The sequence below is a fragment of the Serratia microhaemolytica genome (genome assembly GCF_004011885.1).
GTDB classification, from domain to species: domain Bacteria; phylum Pseudomonadota; class Gammaproteobacteria; order Enterobacterales; family Enterobacteriaceae; genus Serratia_G; species Serratia_G microhaemolytica.
Genome location: NZ_SBEF01000001.1, coordinates 146583 through 168415, shown reverse-complemented (window position 1 = coordinate 168415; position 21833 = coordinate 146583). Strand labels below are relative to the sequence as shown.

Here is a 21833-nt window from a genome sequence, read left to right as displayed (position 1 = left end):
CAATGGGCCTGAAGAACTTTTTTCACAAGATTGAGCCTCACTTCACGCCGGGCGGAAAACTGGAGAAATGGTATCCGCTGTTTGAAGCAACAGCGACCGTATTCTACACGCCTGGAACCGTGACTCGTGGTGCATCGCATGTTCGTGATGCTATTGACCTGAAGCGGATGATGATCCTGGTCTGGTTTGCCGTCTTCCCTGCAATGTTTTGGGGGATGTACAACGTTGGTCAACAGACCATTGCCGCTCTGCATCATCTGCACAGCGCCGGGCAGTTACAGCAGGTTTTAGCGGCAGACTGGCACTACGTGTTGGCTCAGTGGTTGGGGGCTTCATTACAGGCTGACGCAGGTTGGCTCAGTAAAATGATCTTAGGCGCGACCTATTTTCTGCCAATCTACGCTGTGGTGTTCATGGTCGGTGGTTTTTGGGAAGTGGTGTTTGCCATCGTGCGTAAACATGAAGTTAACGAAGGATTTTTCGTTACTTCGATTTTGTTCGCGCTGATCGTGCCGCCGACATTACCATTGTGGCAGGCGGCGCTTGGTATCACCTTTGGTGTCGTGATTGCCAAAGAGATTTTCGGTGGTACAGGGCGTAACTTCCTTAACCCAGCGCTGGCTGGTCGTGCTTTCTTGTTCTTTGCTTACCCAGCACAAATTTCCGGTGACTTGGTTTGGGTTTCTGCTGATGGCTTTTCGGGAGCGACACCCCTGGCGCAGTGGAATGCTGGTGGGCTACACAATCTGACCAATGTTGCTACTGGTCAGCCGGTGAGCTGGATGGATGCCTTTGTTGGCAACATCCCAGGTTCGATTGGTGAAGTTTCTACGCTGATGATCCTGATCGGCGGTGCGATTATTCTGTTTGGCCGAGTGGCCTCTTGGCGCATTGTTGCTGGCGTGATGATCGGTATGATCGCTACTGCTTACCTGTTTAACGCCATTGGTTCGACAACCAACCCGATGTTTGCCATGCCGTGGTACTGGCATCTGGTGCTGGGTGGTTTCGCCTTTGGGATGGTGTTTATGGCGACAGATCCGGTTTCTGCTTCATTCACCAACAAGGGCAAGTGGAGTTATGGCATCCTGATCGGCATTACCTGTGTACTGATCCGGGTGGTCAACCCAGCCTATCCAGAAGGCATGATGCTGGCGATCCTGTTCGCCAACCTGTTCGCGCCACTGTTCGATTATCTGGTGGTGCAGGCCAACATCAAGCGGAGAAAAGCTCGTGGCTAATGAATCTAAAAATGACAGCATTGGCAAAACGCTGCTAGTGGTACTGCTGGTATGTCTCGTGTGTTCTATTGTGGTAGCCGGTTCTGCGGTAGGGTTAAAGTCCAAGCAAGAAGAACAGCGACTACTTGATAAGCAAAGTAATATTCTTGATGTTGCGGGTTTGCTTCAGCGTGGTATGCCTTCTAGGGAGATCAAAGCGACTTTTGCTGATCGTATCGAATCACGTCTGCTCGACTTGGATTCTGGCGAGTTTGTTGCTGGTACTGGTGCTGCTTTCAATCTGACCGCAGCACTGCGTAGCAATGAACACAGCCGAGCGTTGACCAGTGAGCAAGACTTGGCTGGCATTCGTCGTCGTAGCAATCAGGTCGAGATCTACCTGGTACGTGATAGCAGCGGTGCGGTGGATAAAATAATACTGCCAATCTACGGTACTGGTTTGTGGTCGATGCTACATGGCTTCATCGCGCTAGATGCAGATGGTAACACCGTGCGGGGTTTGAGCTTTTATGATCATGGCGAAACACCAGGGCTTGGCGGAGAAATTCAGAACCCGAACTGGCGTGCGCAGTGGGTCGGTAAGCAACTGTTTGATCAGAACGGCGTGCCGGCGATCCAGATCGTTAAAGGTGGAGCGCGACGCGATGATATCCACGGAGTCGATGGGCTTTCTGGCGCGACTCTGACGGCGAAAGGGGTGCAGAATACATTTAATTTCTGGTTAGGTGAGCTGGGTTTTGGCCCATTCCTACAGAAAGTTCGTCAAGGGGCGCTGAAAAATGGCTGATTCCAAAGAAATTAAGCGTGTTCTATTGGGGCCGCTATTTGATAACAACCCAATTGCGCTACAGGTGCTTGGGGTTTGTTCGGCATTGGCGGTGACCACCAAGCTGGAGACAGCACTGGTGATGACCGTGGCGGTGACGCTAGTAACCGCATTTTCCAATTTGTTTATCTCACTGATCCGTAATCATATTCCGAACAGTGTGCGCATTATTGTGCAGATGGCAATCATTGCTTCGCTGGTGATTGTGGTTGACCAGTTATTGCGTGCTTATGCGTTTGAGATTTCGAAACAGCTTTCGGTGTTTGTTGGTTTGATCATCACCAACTGTATCGTGATGGGGCGTGCTGAAGCTTACGCAATGAAGGCACCGCCATTGGCGAGCTTTATGGATGGTATCGGTAATGGCTTAGGCTACGGGGTGATCTTGATCTTGGTTGGCTTCCTGCGTGAGTTGATCGGTTCTGGCAAACTGTTCGGCATTACGGTGTTGGAAACGGTGCAAAATGGTGGTTGGTATCAACCGAATGGCATGTTCCTGCTGGCGCCGAGTGCCTTCTTTATCATTGGCTTGCTGATTTGGGGTCTGCGCACCTTGAAACCAGCGCAGATAGAAAAGGAGTAATTGCCGATGGAACACTATATTAGCCTGTTTGTACGTGCGGTATTCATTGAGAATATGGCTTTGGCTTTCTTCTTGGGAATGTGTACCTTCCTGGCCGTATCGAAGAAGGTTTCTACCGCATTTGGCCTTGGTATTGCGGTAACGATTGTGCTTGGTATTGCGGTGCCGGTTAATAACCTGGTGTATAACCTGATCCTACGTGATGGTGTACTGGTTGAAGGGGTAGACCTCAGTTTCCTTAACTTCATCACCTTTATTGGTGTGATCGCGGCGCTAGTCCAGATCCTTGAGATGACACTGGATCGCTTCTTCCCGGCACTTTACAACGCGCTTGGTATCTTCTTGCCATTGATCACGGTTAACTGTGCCATTTTTGGTGGTGTATCGTTTATGGTGCAGCGTGATTACAACTTTATCGAGTCTGTGGTGTATGGCATCGGTTCTGGTACGGGTTGGATGCTGGCGATTGTCGCGTTAGCGGGGATCCGTGAAAAATTGAAATATGCCAATGTCCCAGCTGGTTTGCGCGGCCTGGGTATCACCTTTATTACCACCGGATTGATGGCATTGGGCTTTATGTCATTCTCTGGCATTCAGTTGTAACGGCAGGGCATCTATGGAAATTATATTATTAGGCGTGGTCATGTTTACCTGCATCGTTGTGGTGCTGGCATTGCTGATCCTGTTTGCGAAGTCAAAGTTGGTTAATACCGGTGATATCACGGTGGAAGTCAACGATGATCAGAGTAAGAGTTTCACTGCTCCGGCAGGGGACAAACTGCTCAACATGCTCTCCAGTCAGGGCATCTTTATCTCCTCCGCGTGTGGCGGCGGTGGCTCTTGTGGTCAGTGCCGTGTGGTTATCAAAGAGGGGGGCGGTGATATTCTGCCAACTGAACTTTCCCACGTCAGCAAACGTGAAGCTAAAGAGGGTTGCCGTTTAGCCTGTCAAGTTAACGTTAAACAGAATCTGAAGATCGAGCTACCGGAAGAGATCTTCGGCGTTAAGAAATGGGAATGTGAAGTTATCTCCAATGATAACAAAGCAACCTTTATTAAAGAGTTGAAGCTGCAAATTCCAGCAGGGGAAGATGTGCCATTCCGTGCTGGTGGTTATATCCAAATTGAAGCACCGCCACATGAAGTTAACTATGCCGATTTTGATGTGCCAGAAAAATACCGTGGTGATTGGGATCGCTTTAATCTGTTCCGCTTCCGCTCGGTGGTGAAAGAGCCAACCATACGCGCTTATTCAATGGCTAACTATCCTGAAGAAAAAGGGATGATTTTGCTTAATGTGCGTATCGCGACACCACCGCCGAATAATCCGGATGCACCTCCAGGCATTATGTCTTCCTACATCTGGTCATTAAAACCTGGTGATAAGGTCACCATTTCTGGGCCGTTTGGTGAGTTTTTCGCCAAAGAGACTGACGCTGAGATGGTGTTCATTGGTGGTGGTGCAGGTATGGCGCCGATGCGTTCACACATTTTTGATCAGCTAAAGCGGCTTAAATCGAAGCGCAAGATCAGCTTCTGGTACGGTGCCCGTTCGCTGCGTGAAATGTTCTATCAGGATGATTTCAACCAGTTGCAGGCTGAGAATGAGAACTTCACTTGGAACATCGCACTGTCTGAGCCACAACCAGAAGATAACTGGACCGGCTATACCGGCTTTATCCACAATGTGTTGCTGGAAAATTATCTGAAAAATCACCCTGCACCAGAAGATTGTGAATTCTACATGTGTGGGCCACCGATGATGAATGCGGCAGTGATTAAGATGCTCAAAGATCTCGGCGTGGAAGATGAAAACATTATGTTGGATGACTTTGGTGGTTAAATGCAGGTAGTTAGCGGCAGCAGAATGAAATTTGGCCAGACGGTAGTAGCATTGGTAGCGGCATTACTGCTCGTTGGTTGCCAGCCAAAGCAGCAGAACCTCGATGGTAAGACCATGGGGACCTACTATTCGATCCGTTATATACCTGGAGAAGGGACACCTTCAGCGAGAGAAATCCAGCAAGGGATCGATCAGCAGCTAGAGCTGGTTAACCAGCAGATGTCTACTTATCGTTCAGATTCTGAGCTTAGCCGTTTCAACCGCAGCCGGGAAGTGAATACTCCCTTCCCGGTCTCTGCCGCTACCAGTAAGGTAACGCGTGAGGCGATCCGCTTAAGTCAGTTGACACAAGGTGCGCTGGATGTAACGGTCGGGCCGTTGGTCAATCTGTGGGGCTTCGGCCCTGAAAAGCGACAAGATAAAGTGCCAGATGCAGTAGAGCTGCAACAGCGCCGTAGCCAGACCGGCATTAACCACTTGACAGTAGAGGGTGATGCGTTGATTAAGCGTATTCCTGAGCTGTATGTTGATCTCTCATCGATTGCCAAAGGGTATGGGGTTGATGTGGTAGCTGAGTATCTACAGTCACAACAGATCAATCATTATCTGGTCGACATTGGTGGCGAGGTGCGCACTCGTGGTCACAATGGGCAGAGAAAGCCGTGGCGTATTGCGATTGAACGCCCGACTGCTGAAGCAAATCAAACTGCTCAACTGATTATAGAGCCTGGTGAGATGTCGGTTGCCACCTCTGGAGACTATCGCAATTATTTTGAGCAGGATAGCGTGCGCTATTCGCATACCATCGATCCTGCTACTGGTAAACCGATTAGCCACAACCTGGCCTCTATCACTGTGCTTCATCCGTCATGTATGACGGCGGATGGTTTTGCCACTGGCTTGAATGTACTTGGAGTAGAGCAGGGGATTGCACTAGCTAATCAGCTCGATCTGCCGGTCTTTATGATTGCAAAGACATCTGACGGTTTTACCGAGTACTACTCTGAAGCGTTTAAGCCTTATCTGAAAGCGGCACAATGAGGTACCTATGCTGAAGATATTCGTCATCTCTTTCGTGCTGTTTTTACTGGTTATGCTTGCCATGTCGCTGGGCTACATTTTCCGGCGTAAGATGTTGCAAGGCAGTTGTGGCGGTATCACTGCACTGGGAATTGAGAAGGTTTGCAATTGTCCCGAGCCTTGTGATGCAAAGAAAAAGCGTATGGCGAAAGAGGCTGAGCGGCGCGAACAGTTGGAAAAACGGCGTATTTTGTAATCGATAGGGTCAGTCGGTTTGAACGCGCCTTGAGCGGATGCGTTCTCACTAATCTAAGAGGGGCACCTTGGCAGGTGCCCCTCTTGTTTAGCGTTAGAAGTTATACTTCACGCCGAATCTTGCCGAGGTATCACTGTAACCTTTGTCACCGACCTGTTGACCAATGTTACCCCACAGATCAATCTGATGATGAATTTTGCCTTCAACTCCTAGCTTCAGCTCTGCAATGTTGGCTGTTCCCCCTTGCTTGAGACTGACACCATCCATATTGCTGGCAAACTCTTTGGTATTGTGCAGCCAGTTGGCCTCTAGGAACGGCTGGAATTGACGTCCTTTGCCGTGATCACGTGCGCTATGGCCATGAAGGAAGGTTTTGGCACCGAGGCGAGTCTGGATATTGCCATCACCTTCACCACTGATCCGAGTACCGTTGGCTTCAATATGATCATCTGCTTTGACTCCCATCCAGGTGATCTGTGCCTTAGGTTGTAGTAACCAAGTAAAGTTATCTGTTGTGTTGGTTAATAACTCGAAGCTATAACCCGCTTCAACAGAAGCAGTAAAACCTTTCGAGTCATATTGTTCCTGTGCTAGCTCTGAACCGGAAACAGTGTTTTCGAACCAACTGTACTGTACCCAGCTATCGGCATACCAGCCAGATTTATCCTGTGCATTGGCGTACCAGGTACCATACAAACCGAGGCTGTAACCATCCACTTTTCCCTTCGCTTGCTGGCCGGAGAACACGGCTTTGGTGGTGCTGTCGTTACGACCATAACCCGCCATCATGCCAAGATGGAAACGATCACTGTTATTGTGGCCCCAGTGTGCAATATCACCACCGAGTTGCAGCACATAGCGGTTGCCTTGAGTATGCAGGTAGCCGCTGCCATCACGTGAGCGGTTATGTCCGCCTTCGTTACGTAGCCATAGACTGGTGACACGGGTTTCGCCGGTCAACGGATCAAGATATTCGGTTTCCCCCAGGCGATCATGCAGTCGACTGACAAACAGATTATTGGCAGCAGCTAGGTTAGCAGCATAACCGCCACCTTCAGGGCGCTCAGTTCGTGCATTCCCGCTGTTTAAGTACCAGTTTTTCTCTGTGTCAGGGCTGGCACCACGCGTCAACGTATAATCGTAGGCTCCTGCCGCAATACGCCCTTGCTGGATGAATTCACCAGCAGATGCACCAGTAACATTAATAACTCGGATGCCATTTAACGTTTTAGCACCACTTCCACCTGCGTTATTGACCTGTACTCTGGTTGTGCCACTGCTATCGCCGTTAATCACCAGTCGATCAGTGGCGGAATCATCAGCACCTAAACGGGTATTAAGCACCAATAGACCGTCATTACCCTGATAATTGCCTTCGACAGTCAGTGTCTTGAAATCACTGGCAGTTGGTGCCTGGAGAGTGATGCTACCGTTATTGGTCAGGTTCTCAACGTGTGAACTGCCCGTCACGATCCATTGGCTGGCACTGTCAATATCGACACTGGTCGGATCAATCGAACCCGTCAGTGAAGCACCATTATGCAGATTGAGCTGAGTACCACGCTGTGCAACAACATCGCTGACCAGGTGTGCACCGCCGGCAGAACCATCAAGTGTTAATGTGCCGGCATCTAATCTGGTAACGCCGGTCCAAGCCGTCTTACCCGTCAAGGTTAATGTGCCATTTCCCTGCTTATTCACTCCACCATTACCTGTGATATCACCAGCATAGCTGGTGCTTTCGGCAGTGGTGGCATTATTTACCGTCAGAGTCGCGCCATTAAGTTGCACGGTTCCACCACTACCAGAAAGGCGATTAACGTACTGGTTATGTCCATTTAGATTAACCACACCATCGTTGATCACCACATTACTGCTGCTGGCGATACTGTCGGCGGTATTGAACTGCAATACCCCCCCTTCAACAGTGGTAGAACCGGTGTAGCTGTTTTGTGCGGAGAGTACCAGTCGTCCGGCTCCTGCTTTTACTAAGCTTTTGCCATCCCACCCGCGATCAAATCCACCACTAGGCAGAGTTTGATCACTTAACACGATATCAACATCAAAGGCTGAACCTTCAGTCATGGTAAAGTTACCTGTTGCTGCGCTTTGTCCTCCATCTGTCCATGCTAAGCGAAAGTCCAGTTCATAATCCAAGTTACCATTAGCGAGGTGGCCATCATGCAGTAGATAATCCAGTCCACTTGGGATTAATGGGTTGTTATTAAAATCACCGCTGATACCAGATTCGGTACGTATCAGGATATACCCCTCGCTGATGACTTCACTGGCGGTCATCGGTTGTGCGCTATTACTAAAACCGTTGAACACCAGCGTACCATCGAGTTGAACAGTGTCAGCGAAAATTGAGGGCTGCCAGGCACTACTGACCGTCACGGACAGGATGGAGTTGGCCTGTTGGGTAAATTGACTGGTAGTCAGTTGGGCATCGTTGTTAAATGCGGTGGTCGCACCGCTCTGTGTGACATGGCTATTGCTGGTAAACATACCTTGTTGCGCGAAATTCAGTGTGCCTTGCTGTACTTCAACACTATTAACCATGCTATTTGAAGCAGTTAATGTCACTACATTACTGCCGGTTTTGATCAACTCTCCGCCACTAATGGTATTGGCTACGGTAGCAGCAGTATCAAAGTTTAGATTTAACCGCGCATTGTTGGTGACTGTTCCGCTCCCTAACGCTTCACCATGAGTGATGGCAAGTTCACCTTCGTTGATTTGGGTACCACCACTGTAGCTATTAGCACCAGAAAGCGTGAGGGTGGCACTGCCGGTTTTGGTCAAACTGCCACTACCATTGATCTGGCCGGAAAAGGTGGTATCGCTGTTATTATTAGCTGTAAGTGTGGCTGAGCCGAGCTGTATTTCGCCACTGCCAGAGAGATTATTAGCCAGTTGATCGAAATCATTGAGGTTGAGCGAGGCACCTTGATTAACCTGTACTGAGGCACTGCTGGCCAGTGCATTGGCAATACCCATCTTCAATTCACCTTCATTGACTAAGGTATTACCGGTAAAGGTGTTGACTGAATTGAGCAGTAACACACCAGTACCAATTTTATTCAGGTTGCCGACCCCGCTGATTACACCATTGAAAGTGACGGTATCGCTCACGATATCAATGGTGCCGGCGTTAGCATTCAGGATCGCATTGCCATTAAAGACTCCGCCGACCGAAGAGAGATTACCCCCTGATAGGGTAACCGAACCACCATTCAACATTTCTGATTGTGTTAAATGCAGTTTACCGGCAAAGATCTCCCAGTTTTGCGCATCACTTGAGACGTTGTTTAATGTCCAGGTGCTGTTATCGATCTTCTGGTAGCTGTTAAAACCACTCACTTTGGAGATATCAATACTGCCATCACTCTCCCCAGCTAATACAAACTTATTACCACTTCCACTCGCGGTGACATCACCATTCAAAACAGCACTGGATTCAATTTGCAGGGTATTATTATTTCCGTTGATGTCGACCGCTTTGGCCGATTGCGTACCACTGATGGTGCCAGTATTGATGATGGTATTGTTATCACTGGTAACACTGACACCCACACCACCGGTATTGGTCCCCTCTCCGCCGCTGATAGTGCCGTGGTTAGTGAGTGTGGCACCACCATCCAGCGCCAGTGTCACACCGCTACCGGCAGCCTGAGTATTCTGGAGACTGGTTAGTGAACCACCACGGATCTCCCCGCCTGCATTGTTGGTGATATTGCCGCCATTAGCGAGAATGCCACTGTTGGCGTTACCGATTTTTGCCGCACTATTACCACCAGTGATCTGTCCACTGTTGTCGATTGTGCCACGGTTGCTTAATACTCCTGCACCGGCGTTGCCATAATCATTGAATGCATGATTGGAAGCACCGCTATTTCCTCCAGTGATAGTACCACTTTGGTTATTCAGTGTTCCGCCATTCAGTAGAAATACCCCAGCGCCACCACCACCACTGTGACCGCGTGAACCATTACCACCATCACCTCCTTTGATGTTGCCTTGGTTAGTAATCACACCCCCACTACCACTGCTGCCATCGAGCAGAGTTAGACCAGCACCACCACCACCGCCGCCACCAGTCAGTGTAGGGGAGGTGGTAGTCCCCCCATTGCCACCCGTAATGTTTGCTTGGTTGGTCATGTTGACACCGGTCGTGCTGGTCAATGAATAGCCACCACCACCGCCGCCGCCACCTCCTCCATTGTTGCTACCAGTAGCGTTGCCACCTTGTTTATTCGTGGTATTAATGATTGAAGTTGCGTTATCAGCAGTTCCTGTTCCTCCATTACCGCCAGTACGTTCACTGAGGGTGCCTGACACAGCACCACCGCCACCGCCGCCATTGCGGCCTGCTCCGGCTATACCACCAATACTGGTGCCACTGTTACCACCAGCTTGTGCATTAGTTGTTGCTGTCGCTCCAGCACCGCCACCACCGGCGGTATTGGTACTGCCTCCGCCACCGCCACCGCCACCGGCAACACCTCCAGCTCCGCCACCGGCAGTGGATAGCCCGGTACCACCGTCACCGCCACCAGACGTGAAATTAGCAGCTTGACTGGAACAGGCAGCCAACAGCAGTAGTACACTGCTGATTGCGAGTGTTAACTGTGACAGCATCGGTTGTTTGTGTAGCATCTGCGATGGGGCGTTACGCTGTTCCTTGCTGCTGGTCGATTTCTTATGCAGGCTAACCAGTTCACTTACCACTACCCAAGTCTGTAGGGCAGCACTCCAAATCACGTTATGTATCTTGTTCACCGTTGATTATCTCCTTCACAAGAGCCGATGGGCATTTGAGGATCGTCGAAAATAGCAGCAGAAACTGTCGATCTGTTAAGGTGGATAATCTGCCTAGCCTTAATGATCGGTAATAAGGTTCAATAGCTGAAAATCTTTTAAAAACAATTCGGTTAATTAATGAGTCGTTCACTGGCAAGCGTTAACTACTGCCCTGATTTTTGTAAATCCAAGGTTGCCTATAATTCTTTGAACTCTAATGAATTGATTTTTAAATTTTAATTTTCACTCAAAAACAGAAAATAGAGATATTGAAGAAATATAGTTGATATATTATTTTGTGTTATGAAAAATATTTCAGTGATTTGTCTGTTTTTTTTAAAAAAACAAAATAAAAACAAAGGTAAATAGCGTAATGGTGAGAGTTAAAACCGAAACACATTTTTTCATATTAAAATATTTGATAACAATTATGGGCTTTTATCATAAAAAAGATAAGTTGATTTAATTGAATATCATGATGAAACCGGTGTTGCCGTTATCATCATTGACTGTATACTTATCCAGTTAATTGCGGATGTGCTTAGGTGGGACAAGCTATGCCAGATTAAAAGGGTGCCGATGAAGGTTGCTGTTTTTTTCAACACAGAGCTGCACGTCAGGGAGGGGCTGGTTGGTCGATTTTTCTATTGCTAATGTTGATGTTCACTGGGAGGGGAAGTGCGTAAGATCATTCATATTGATATGGACTGCTTCTTTGCCGCAGTAGAGATGCGTGATGATCCCAGGTTGCGTGATATTCCGTTAGCGATTGGTGGGCGTGCGGAACAACGAGGTGTGATCTGTACCGCTAACTATCCGGCACGTCGTTACGGAGTGCGGAGTGCAATGGCAACTGCCACCGCAATGCGCTTATGTCCACAGTTGACACTGTTGCCAGGCAGAATGTCGGTTTACAAAGCGGTCTCTCAGCAGATCCGGCAAATTCTTGCCGACTATAGCATCCAGGTTGAACCGCTATCGTTAGATGAAGCTTATCTTGATGTGACCGACAGTACCCAGTGCCAAGGATCGGCAACGCTGATGGCACAACAGATCCGTCAGAGGATCGTTAGTGAACTTAATCTTACCGCCTCGGCGGGGATTGCACCGGTCAAATTTCTGGCCAAAATTGCGTCTGATCTCAATAAACCTAATGGCCAATATGTGATCACACCGGCACAAGTTCCTGCATTTTTGCAGCAGTTGCCACTGCATGAGATCCCTGGCGTGGGAACAGTAACCGCTAACCGTTTGGAACAGCTCGGGTTAATCACTTGTGCCGATGTGCAACGCTATGATTTGGCACTACTGTTACGCCATTTTGGTAAATTTGGTCAGATACTTTGGCAGCGTTGCCAGGGAATTGATGAGCGTGGTGTGCAACCTGATCGGTTACGTAAATCACTGGGTGTTGAACGGACGCTCTCTCAGGATATTGATGATTGGCAACAATGCAAAAGAGTGATTATTGATAAGCTCTATCCGGAACTGGAATTGCGTTTAAGCCGAACCAGGGCTGATCTGCATATTGCTCGGCAAGGAGTCAAGTTCAAGTTCGATGACTTTCAGCAAACGACCCAGGAGCATGTTTGGCCAAGGTTAAATCAAGCTGATTTGCTTGAGCTCGCTCAGCAGATTTGGCAACAGCGCCGCAATGGTCGCGGTGTGCGTCTGATTGGATTACAGGTGACACTGTTAGATCCGGAAACTGAACGGCAACTGGAGTTACCGTGGTGAAGTGAACGGTGTACTGACTATTAATGCACTGTATATTCAATGCATTAACCAGAAACACTCCCCCTTGCGGGGGAGTTGAGTGATTGACAACGCAGGCGACAGCCCGCGCTGATCGCTTTTAACTGCTAGAACGAGACCATATCTGCCGGGTTTAATGCCCCCATGACCGTCAATGCTCCTTTGATCACCGGAATGGCCACTGGAGAGAGGTAACTACCAAATGGGATGGTAGAGTGCTCGATACGTGTCAGCATGGAGAAATCGTTGTTACGACCGGTAAGGTCATCGCTGATCGCTTTACCAATCCGTACTGTCTGTGCGACACCGTGCCCACTCCAGCCATGTACCATATAGATTGGTACACCATCATCACTCTTGCGTGCATCGGTAGCACCATTGACGGTTAAATCACTGACACCTCCCCAAGAAAACTCCAGCTCTGGTTTCTCGATCTGAGGGAAGACGATATTAATACGCTCAAGCAGGTAGTTATTGACATCGCGAGGAGACCAGGAGTTGCCGGTACCCTGACCACCAAACAGTAAACGGTTGTTGCGCACACCACGGTAGTAGTCGATCTGTAGCTGAGTATCGTAGACCGGATAGTCAGATGGGATCAGCTCTTTAATGTCCATTTTCAATGGTGGTGTTACGGCAACATAGGTAAAGAATGGTACCGTGGTCGACGCGCCAGAAATAAACTCCTCGGTGGAGCTGTGAACCGCCAACAGCACAGCTTTACGTGCGGTGATGGTGCCTTGTTCGGTTTTCACCACAGTACCTTTTGGCGTCTTTTCGATCCCTGTGACTTTGGTGCGATCGTAAATGCGGCCACCCTGTTTGACAAAGCCGTATGCCAAGCCACGCACTAACGCTAATGGATGAACCTGACCGCCGATGCTATCGAGGCAGGCACCGTGATAGATGTTAGAACGCACATATTCTTCATGCAATTGGTGTGGGCCGATAACGCTGACAGCACTATCTCCTAATTGGCGGCGCGCATCGGCATTTGCCACCAGTGGCCCCATATGGCCGGCATGAACAGCCGCAGTGATATGGCCATATTTACGATCACAGACAAAGTTATAACGCTCAGATAACTCATCAACCAGTTCCATCGCTTCGACTGAAGCAAATCGCCACAGTCGCTTAGCTTCATCCAGTGGCAAGTTTTCTAACATGGTCTCTGCTTCCCAGCGGGCAATACCGGGCGTGAGCTGACCACCATTGCGCCCAGAGGCACCAGAACCGATGTTGTCCTTTTCTACCAAGATCACATCCAAACCGGCTTCTGCCATATGCAGAGCAGCAGATGCACCTAACAGGCCACCACCAACAATCACCACGTCGCAGCTTTGATCACTGGACAATGCACCAAAACTCGGCCATTCGGCCAACGAGGCTTCATAATAGTTGGCTGGCATTGCACCCTTAACAATTGGCCCTTGCTTATGCCAACTCCACAAACGTGGATCGAGCCCTAGTTGGCTGTCCATACGACGAGCATCGTTTAAAAAGAGTGGCGAGAGCGCATCCGCATCGCTAGCGGCAAGCGGTGATAATACATTCGCCATTACAGAAGGAATGGGTAGCATTGACGAAACCATACCGGCACCAGCCAGGGCGGCACTGTTACGAATAAAGCGTCTTCTGTTCATTGTCATAATTATGTTCCTGTTTTTATTTTTTCAACATAGCCTCACGATGCAGGGTAATATCATAGCGGTTTTTTAGCAGTAACCAGACTTTTGAGCACATGATTGACGCGTTGCACATTAGCAGCGTTATATCGGCAATCGAACATCAATTCAGGCTAGTTATTGCGCCACCCTGCATGATTTATCGCTGGATGGTATAAATTATTTTCTCGGATCTGCACCATATCGGTTCTCGCCTACGGTGCCTGGCAATAGTGCGAATATAAGCATTACCAGTTGCCCAATAAACGGGATGAGGTGAATCAGCGCCCACCAGCCAGAAAAATTGGCATCATGCAGACGACGTACTTGCACTGCTAAGAAAGGTATCAAAGTTAATAATATGTAGAAAGCTGTATACCAACCGGCATAAACCTCGGGATTCGCTACTGCGAAAGTACGCTCTAAAAAAGAGATAAGCAGGATCGCTATCAATTGGAACAAAACAAAATACCAATACTCTTTATGTCTCGCCCGTCCGCTAAAGCAGGCATACTTTTTCAAAACCGCCAAATACCAGTTCATGATCTTCTCCTTACTTTTAAATAGGTACATCAATACGACATAAGTTGGATATTACATCACTATTAGCTCAGTAAATCGCTGCAACTGTGGTGACGAACAAAAATCGTAACGACCCTACAGATGACGCACTGATATACTAAGGTTAGCTGTTCAGATAAATAACAATCGCATGAACGACTGGACAGGGAAGAGAATACATGATTATCTCTTCCCTGGAACGGCAATTAATCATATTTACTAATAAATAATCACTTACTCGTTCTGTCGTTATGATGCGTTTTCTGACACTTCCAAACAGAGATACTTTAGTTCGGTATAATCATCGATACCGTATTTAGAACCTTCACGTCCAATACCGGACTGTTTTATGCCGCCGAATGGAGCAACTTCGGTAGAAATAAGCCCAGTATTAATGCCGACAATACCTGACTCCAACTGCTCTGCTACACGGAAAATACGCGATGCATCACGCGTGTAGAGATAGGAAGCTAAACCAAACTCAGTATCATTGGCTTGTTGCAGTACTTCTTGCTCGGTCTTGAAACGGAATAGCGGCGCAACTGGCCCGAAGGTCTCTTCACGCGCCACCTTCATCTGCGCGGTGATCCCAGTCAGTACGGTTGGCGTAAAGAACAGGCCACCACGTGCATCAGGTTCACCGCCTATAGCCACTTTTGCACCTTTTTCAAGTGCATCTGTGACATGTTCCTGTACTTTGAGCAGTGCATTGTGGTCAATCAGTGGACCAATGGCAACATCTGCTTCAAAACCATCACCGACCTTTAATCCGGCTACGCGTTCAGTCAGTGCTTTGGCGAAGGCATCATAGATACCATCCTGCACATAAATCCGGTTCGCGCAGACACAAGTCTGGCCAGCATTGCGGAATTTCGACTGAATGGCTCCCTCCACTGCAGCGTTGAGGTCAGCATCATCAAATACAATAAAAGGTGCATTGCCACCCAATTCCAGCCCTAGCTTTTTAATCTGTGCTGAGGCTTGTTGCATTAACTTACGCCCGACAGCCGTTGAGCCAGTAAAGGTGAGTTTAGCTACTTTACTATCGTTGCTAAACACTTGACCAATCACACTAGAGTGAGTTGAGGTTAACACTGAAAACAGTCCGCTTGGCAGGCCAGCACGTTCAGCGAGTACCGCCAACGCCAACGCAGAGAGCGGCGTTTGTGCTGCTGGTTTTGCAACCATGGCACAGCCGACAGCCAGCGCCGGCGCAACTTTACGTGCCAACATGGCATTAGGGAAATTCCACGGTGTAATGGCGGCGACGACACCAATCGGTTGGCGAATGACAAAAATGCGCTTATCACGCTGATGACCAGGGATGACATCGCCATAAACACGTTTCGCCTCTTCGGCAAACCACTCGACATAGGAAGCACCATACAGGATTTCGCCACGAGCTTCCGCCAATGGTTTACCCATTTCAGCTGTCAACAGTGTTGCCAGATCATCGATGTTGACTATCATCAGGCGGTATAGCTCACGCAGAATGTTTGCTCGCTCTTTACCTGAACGCTTGGCCCACTCTTTTTGCGCACTGTGTGCCATCTCAATGGCTTGCTGCGCCTCTTCTGCTCCTAGATTAGGAAGCGATGCCAAACGCTCACCCGTGGCAGGGTTAGTGACATCAAAACGCTCACCTGATAGGCTGTCCGCCAGCCAACTGCCGCCGACTAGAGCTTTTTCAACCAGTAGCGATGGGTCACGCAGTTTATTGGTTAATGAAGATAGGGTGCTCATCAGGCTTTTACCTTTGCAGCTAAATCAAGCAGTGTCTTTTCGAGAATGTTGAGTGCTTCATCAAAGACATTATCTTCAATGGTTAATGGTGGCAGGAAACGAATGACGTTGCCATATACACCACAACTAAGCAGGATAAGACCAGCCTCTAACGCTTTTAATCTCAGTTGGTTGGTAAACTCGGCATCTGGTGCGTGGCCGTCGGCAGTGTTAAATTCGACCGCAACCATCAATCCAGGGCCGCGTACATCCGCAATTTGTGGTACCCGAGAGCGTAGCTCATGCAAGCGCTGTTTCAGGCGATTCCCCAGCAGTGCGGCACGTTCAGCCAGTTTTTCTTCACTAATGACATCCAGTACTGCGTGTGCAGCAGCAATGGCAACCGGGTTACCACCAAATGTGCCACCCAGTCCACCAGTGACAACAGCATCCATCAGTTCAGCGCGTCCTGTGACTGCAGCGAGTGGAAAACCACCGGCAAGCCCTTTGGCCATGGTGGTAAGATCAGCGTTAACTTCGTGGTGATCCATGGCAAATAATTTACCGGTGCGGGCAAAGCCAGTCTGGATTTCATCGGCGATCAAAATGATGCCATAGCGATCAGCCAGTTCACGCAATGCTTTCATTAAGGTAGCTGGGGCAGGATAGAAACCGCCTTCACCTTGGATCGGTTCAATAATGATTGCGGCAACCCGAGTCGGTTCAATGTCGGCTTTGAATACTTTTTCAATTGCGTGAATAGTTTGCTCAACCGAAACGCCATGCAGTTCGATCGGGAAAGGCAGACGGTAGACATCGTTCACTAATGGACCAAAACCCATTTTATATGGTGCTACTTTTCCAGTCAGTGACATGCCGAGAAAGGTACGACCATGAAAACCACCGCTAAATGCCAACACGCCCGTGCGCCCAGTGGCAGCGCGGGCGATCTTCACTGCATTTTCTACCGCTTCAGCACCGGTAGTAACAAACACTGTTTTTTTGGCAAAGTCACCCGGTACCAGTTGATTTAAGCGCTCGGCCAGTGCGACATAATTTTCATAAGGTACTACCTGATGGCAGGTGTGGGTAAATTTGTCGAGTTGCGCTTTCGCCGCTGCAATAATACGTGGATGGCAATGACCAGTATTTACTACAGCAATGCCGGCGGCAAAATCGATATAACGCTTGCCTGTGGTATCCCAGATTTCTGCATTTTTTGCCTTTTCAGCATAAATTTGCGTAGTAACGCCAACGCCAGGCGATATTGCAGCACTGCGTCTTTGCGGCAGACTGTCAGAGGTATTCGCTGTCATCAAAAACTCCTTAACCGTTTTAAAATAAATCGACTAAATAGAGAGAAAATTTGAACTTCAAATAGATATATCGCGTATTAACCCTAGTTGGGTGACGCGGGTAAGGCCGATTTAACCAATAGCAGAATAGATATTGGTTATGAATTGTTATCCCCAAATAAAAAAGGGATGTCACTAATAAAAAAACTAACTGGCTACTGGCAGTACCACTAAACGCAGAGATGTGGATTGCTGACTAATAAAGTGAACGTTGCCAGTTTCACGCCATAATGCACCTGAGCGCAGAGCGGGGGTTGTTGAACTAACAACACGAGCCTGATCATTGATCACAATTGCAGGCTGTTTGATCGCTCCTAATGTTGGTTGTAACAGACGATCTAAGGTTGAAACCAGTACGTCTAGCGCAACGACACCCGCGAAGTTCCCCTCAACCAGCACTGGGTGGGCAATAGTGATGGTGTAGGCACTGTTACAGACGTAGTCGACGTAGGGACCATCAATAAATGGCCGATGGCAGTATGCAGGTTGTTCAAACCAGTCAAACAGACGAAAATCAAGCCGTTTACGCTGAGCCTGATTCTGTTCTAACTGTGCTGGCTGAATCGATGGTCCTTCTTGTCGCCACCACTCTAATGTCCAATACTCTTCATCACTCTCTTCAATCAAGGCATGGCTGGCAAAACCGGCACCATTACACCAGAGGTTTTGTTGTAGTGTGGCGTGGATCTGTGGTTGTAACTTACGACGATGGTAGGGGTTAAGGCGCACTCCACCAGCATAAAAATGTTCGCTAGGCACATCAGACAAAATGGCAGCAGTTGCTTCAGCCAGTGTCTTTGCTGCATTTTGTGCGTCAGCCAGGATATCGGCCAACAGATGCTCAGCACGTACGATTGCTGGTTTGATTTGCTTTTCCATCTACCATATCCTTTGTTGCGTGTATGTTGCTCATACCACAGTGACACTCACGCTTATTTACGTTATTTTTCAGCTGATAATATCATTCGCGTTATTTCTCAGGTGCCCTTGGTCTCAAGCTGTAATTTATATGCCAGCAGACGATCAGTAATCTGATTGATAACAGATTGTGCCTGTAGATAGCTATTCAGCTCATCTCTGGCTTGCAGTGGCGTCAGTAGTGTACGGTAGCCTGCGGCGATCTCTGTATGCAGTTTCAGTGACTGCTCACGGTATAATGCAGCAATAAGAGGCGTCCAGTCAGTCTGGATCTCCAGTTCCTGATTGGCTAACCGAGCTGACTGTGCATAAGTGACCAGGGTCAGTAAACAGCGCATGTCAGCCTGCATTTGCTCTTCCGGCAAGCTTGCCTTAGCTAGGGTTTCTACCATATTGAGCAATTTTTTCAGCTCACTGTCAGTTGCTCGTTGTGCTGCTAATCTGGCACTGTGTGCAATAATCGCGCTGTGAAATTCACCTAAATCAGCTAACTCACTAGCGCTTATCCAGCGTAATGGATGTAACTCCAACGCGGTGCTGAATGAGATCGGACAGACAAAACTGCCACCATTGCGACCTCGGCGTGTGTCGATCAGCTTGTTTGCTCGTAATGTGTTCAGAGCATCACGCACCGTCATTGGCGAAACGCCCATTAGACGCGATAATTCGTTCTCATTCGGTAACTGTTCATTGGCTTGCAGTACACCTGCCACTATCGCATTGCGCAAGCGCTCGACAACTTGCTCTGTCCGAGTAGCCTGCTCCAGCTGTGAATAGACAATAGTGTGTGCGCTCATCTTTAGTATTTCCGTGTTATCTATTTAGCAATAGGGCAACGCTGGTCTGCTACCCGACAGTTAACGCCCTAACCTAGGCGCCAAACAGCTTTCAGAACTCTGACGGAGCACCTCTGGTGCTTCGTCAGACAATTTTTCAACTAGCTTGGATAGATCTTTACTCGATTGCTGCTGCAATGCCAATCAAAAAATCCCGTAACGATGTACTGCTTGGGCATCTTCCGGAACGGGTGTGATTGCATCCCACAGTTCAACCAATTTTCCGTGTTCCAGCCGCCATAACTCAAAGTAACTGTGGCGTTGGCCAGCAATGCTGCCTTCCGAGTGGGTCAGCACGAATTGACCATCCGCCAGGGTGCGGTGGATTTGGCTGTAGTGCAGCCCTTGCCCCTGATCACGCAGTTGGTTTAAGAAGGCAATCACCGCTTCAGTACCATCGGCAATATCTGGACTGTGCTGGTGAAATGCTTCGCCGTTGGTGTAGTCTGCGATAGCCGCATAGTCACCACCGATCAGGGTACGTTTAAAAAAGTCAAGCACCACAGCGCGGTTCTGCTCTCGATCATGGCCTTGCCCGGGTTCGGTTGGGCCATCGAGCTGTGTTCTGCCACTGGCATTAGCGGGGGCTTGCGCCACTAAGCCGTCCCAGTGTTCAACAATCAGCCCGTCAGCGACGCGATAGAGATCAAAACCGATTAACGGTTGTTCATCTAGCCCGGTGAAACGACCGTGGATCGCCACGAGATCGCCTTCTTGCAGGATACGGTAAGCCTCATGCTGCATTTGGCCATGAGTTTCAACCAGTTCAGATAAGCCGGATAAACCATTACTTACTAGTGGTGAATGCTCAATGAAATTAGGTGAAAAATAGCGCTCCAGTGCAGTGATATCATGGTTATTAAAGAGTTGGTGGTGCGCGTTGGCGACAAAGTCACGTAGGTTTTCAGGTTGCGTCATCGTTATCTCCTCAACCATTACTGGTCTGAACTCATCACGTGTTTGACGCGGGTATATTCTTCAAAACCGTAGCCAGAGAGGTCTTTACCATAGCCTGAGTGTTTAAAGCCGCCATGAGGCGCTTCCGCTACCAGTGGGATGTGAGTGTTGATCCAGACGGTGCCAAAATCGAGCTCACGCGAGAAACGTTGTGCTCTGCCGTGGTCACGGGTCCAAACACTTGAGGCAAGCCCATATTGCACGTCGTTGGCTTTCTCTAGCGCATCAGCTTCATCATCAAATTTCTGCACTGTGATCACGGGGCCAAAAATCTCAGTTTGAATGGCTTCATCATCTTGTTGCAAACCGGTGATCACTGTAGGTTCGAAGTAGTAGCCAGGGCGTTTAGCCTGCTTGCCGCCAGTTTCGATACGTGCATGCTTTGGTAAACGCTCAATAAAACCAGTGACTTGCTGTAATTGGCGTGCGTTGTTTAATGGGCCGTAGAGTGCATCTTGGTCATCTGGCTCGCCAAAGCGGGTGGTTTTCGCGTTTGATACGAGTTTATCAACAAACTTGTCATAGACAGAGGCTTCCACCAGTACGCGCGCGGCGGCGGTGCAATCTTGCCCAGCATTGAAGTAACCCGTAGTGGCGATCCACTGTGCTGCCTGATCCAGATCGGCATCAGCAAACACCACGACTGGAGCTTTTCCGCCGAGTTCCAGATGAGCACGAGTGAGGTTGGCAGCAGCAGAGGCAGCTACCTGCAAACCGGCGCGTACTGAACCGGTGATTGAAACCATTGCAGCAGTTTTGTTTGAGACTACCAGAGCGCCACTTTCGGCATTTCCCAACACGACATTGATTGCGCCTGTGGGGAACAGTGGGGCGGCCAGTTCAGCAAGCAGTAAAGTACTTTCTGGTGTGGTGTCACTGGGTTTCAGTACTACGGTATTGCCAGCAGCCAATGCTGGGGCAATTTTCCACACAGCCATCATTAATGGGTAGTTCCACGGCGTTACCTGGCCAATAACACCTAACGGTTCACGCCGAATACTGGAGGTAAAACCAGACATATATTCAGCAGTGGCTTTGCCTTCTAAAAAGCGTGCGGCACCGGCGAAAAAGCGGATTTGATCAACAGAGGTGGCAACTTCTTCTGAAGCGATTAAATGTTTTAGCTGCCCAGTATTGCGGCTTTGCGCTTCGATCAGACGATCCGCATTTTTTTCGACCGCATCAGCCAGAGCCAAAAGGGCTTTTTGTCGTTCGGAAGGGGTGCTACGTCCCCAAATTTTAAAAGCCGCCTTGGCTGTGGCGTAGGCGTGGTCAACTTCTTGAGCAGTGGCATTGGGTGAACGGGCATAGACTTCGCCGGTGACGGGGCTAATCAGATCAAAATAATCGGTATGGCTGGATTCAACAAACTGACCGTTAATGAAGTGCTTAAGTGTTGGTATTGTCATAGCGTTCCTCTCAATAGTATGCCCAGAATGGCTGTGCCAGAGTGGTTCCGGCTGTTACTTATAAAGATATAAACTATGAAGTAA

The 21833-nt window shown here is 48.8% G+C and carries 17 protein-coding genes; 8 read left to right on the top strand and 9 right to left on the bottom strand.

Features of this window, described 5'->3' with window-relative positions; genetic code table 11:
- Window positions 1-2: 2 nt before the first annotated feature.
- From EOJ37_RS01670 to nqrM, 7 genes are read left to right on the top strand one after another with little or no spacing between them, the layout of a single operon-like run.
- Window positions 3-1241 (top strand): NADH:ubiquinone reductase (Na(+)-transporting) subunit B, encoded by a 1239-nt coding sequence (locus tag EOJ37_RS01670; RefSeq protein WP_127956990.1) that lies wholly within the window; start codon window positions 3-5, stop codon window positions 1239-1241.
- Entirely contained in the window at window positions 1234-2028 is a 795-nt protein-coding gene (locus EOJ37_RS01665; RefSeq protein WP_127956988.1) for a Na(+)-translocating NADH-quinone reductase subunit C, read from the top strand. The genes EOJ37_RS01670 and EOJ37_RS01665 overlap by 8 nt, the downstream gene beginning before the upstream one ends.
- Entirely contained in the window at window positions 2021-2650 is a 630-nt protein-coding gene (locus EOJ37_RS01660; protein ID WP_127956986.1) for an NADH:ubiquinone reductase (Na(+)-transporting) subunit D, read from the top strand. The genes EOJ37_RS01665 and EOJ37_RS01660 overlap by 8 nt, the downstream gene beginning before the upstream one ends.
- Before the next feature lie 6 nt (window positions 2651-2656).
- Window positions 2657-3253, top strand: a complete 597-nt coding sequence (nqrE, locus tag EOJ37_RS01655; RefSeq protein WP_127956984.1) for an NADH:ubiquinone reductase (Na(+)-transporting) subunit E — start codon at window positions 2657-2659, stop codon at window positions 3251-3253.
- 13 nt (window positions 3254-3266) lie between these two features.
- Window positions 3267-4493 carry an NADH:ubiquinone reductase (Na(+)-transporting) subunit F gene (gene nqrF / locus EOJ37_RS01650; RefSeq protein WP_127956982.1) on the top strand — a complete coding sequence of 409 codons (1227 nt, stop codon included), beginning with the start codon at window positions 3267-3269 and terminating at the stop codon, window positions 4491-4493.
- Window positions 4494-4517: 24 nt separating this feature from the next.
- Window positions 4518-5534 carry an FAD:protein FMN transferase gene (locus EOJ37_RS01645; RefSeq protein ID WP_127956980.1) on the top strand — a complete coding sequence of 339 codons (1017 nt, stop codon included), beginning with the start codon at window positions 4518-4520 and terminating at the stop codon, window positions 5532-5534.
- A 7-nt stretch (window positions 5535-5541) separates the two neighbouring features.
- On the top strand, window positions 5542-5769 hold the full coding sequence (gene nqrM / locus EOJ37_RS01640; RefSeq protein ID WP_127956978.1) for a (Na+)-NQR maturation NqrM: 228 nt from the start codon (window positions 5542-5544) through the stop codon (window positions 5767-5769).
- A 93-nt stretch (window positions 5770-5862) separates the two neighbouring features.
- Here the strand turns inward: nqrM and EOJ37_RS01635 are convergent, their stop codons facing one another.
- Window positions 5863-10551 carry an autotransporter outer membrane beta-barrel domain-containing protein gene (locus tag EOJ37_RS01635; protein WP_127956976.1) on the bottom strand — a complete coding sequence of 1563 codons (4689 nt, stop codon included), beginning with the start codon at window positions 10549-10551 and terminating at the stop codon, window positions 5863-5865.
- A 699-nt stretch (window positions 10552-11250) separates the two neighbouring features.
- Between EOJ37_RS01635 and dinB the strand changes: the two genes are divergently transcribed.
- Window positions 11251-12309 (top strand): DNA polymerase IV, encoded by a 1059-nt coding sequence (gene dinB / locus EOJ37_RS01630; protein WP_127956975.1) that lies wholly within the window; start codon window positions 11251-11253, stop codon window positions 12307-12309.
- A 125-nt stretch (window positions 12310-12434) separates the two neighbouring features.
- Here the strand turns inward: dinB and EOJ37_RS01625 are convergent, their stop codons facing one another.
- The 8 genes from EOJ37_RS01625 to EOJ37_RS01590 all read right to left on the bottom strand — a co-directional run bounded on the left by EOJ37_RS01625 (window position 12435) and on the right by EOJ37_RS01590 (window position 21743).
- Window positions 12435-13976, bottom strand: a complete 1542-nt coding sequence (locus EOJ37_RS01625; protein ID WP_127956973.1) for an NAD(P)/FAD-dependent oxidoreductase — start codon at window positions 13974-13976, stop codon at window positions 12435-12437.
- Between the two features lie 195 nt (window positions 13977-14171).
- On the bottom strand, window positions 14172-14534 hold the full coding sequence (locus EOJ37_RS01620; RefSeq protein WP_127956971.1) for a DUF805 domain-containing protein: 363 nt from the start codon (window positions 14532-14534) through the stop codon (window positions 14172-14174).
- Between the two features lie 267 nt (window positions 14535-14801).
- The gene (locus EOJ37_RS01615) at window positions 14802-16295 is read right to left on the bottom strand and encodes an NAD-dependent succinate-semialdehyde dehydrogenase (protein WP_127956969.1); all 1494 of its coding nucleotides are present in this window, start codon (window positions 16293-16295) and stop codon (window positions 14802-14804) included.
- Window positions 16295-17590 (bottom strand): 4-aminobutyrate--2-oxoglutarate transaminase, encoded by a 1296-nt coding sequence (locus EOJ37_RS01610; protein WP_127956967.1) that lies wholly within the window; start codon window positions 17588-17590, stop codon window positions 16295-16297. Before EOJ37_RS01610 ends, EOJ37_RS01615 begins: the two co-directional genes overlap by 1 nt.
- Window positions 17591-17776: 186 nt before the next feature.
- A complete protein-coding gene (locus EOJ37_RS01605) occupies window positions 17777-18508 on the bottom strand; it encodes a cache domain-containing protein (RefSeq protein ID WP_127956965.1) in 732 nt (243 codons plus the stop codon).
- 98 nt (window positions 18509-18606) lie between these two features.
- Window positions 18607-19344 (bottom strand): FadR/GntR family transcriptional regulator, encoded by a 738-nt coding sequence (locus EOJ37_RS01600; RefSeq protein ID WP_127956963.1) that lies wholly within the window; start codon window positions 19342-19344, stop codon window positions 18607-18609.
- A gap of 183 nt (window positions 19345-19527) precedes the next feature.
- Window positions 19528-20301, bottom strand: coding sequence for a nuclear transport factor 2 family protein (locus tag EOJ37_RS01595; RefSeq protein ID WP_127956961.1), 774 nt, complete (start codon window positions 20299-20301; stop codon window positions 19528-19530).
- A gap of 17 nt (window positions 20302-20318) precedes the next feature.
- A complete protein-coding gene (locus EOJ37_RS01590) occupies window positions 20319-21743 on the bottom strand; it encodes a gamma-aminobutyraldehyde dehydrogenase (RefSeq protein ID WP_206194004.1) in 1425 nt (474 codons plus the stop codon).
- Window positions 21744-21833: the final 90 nt, after the last annotated feature.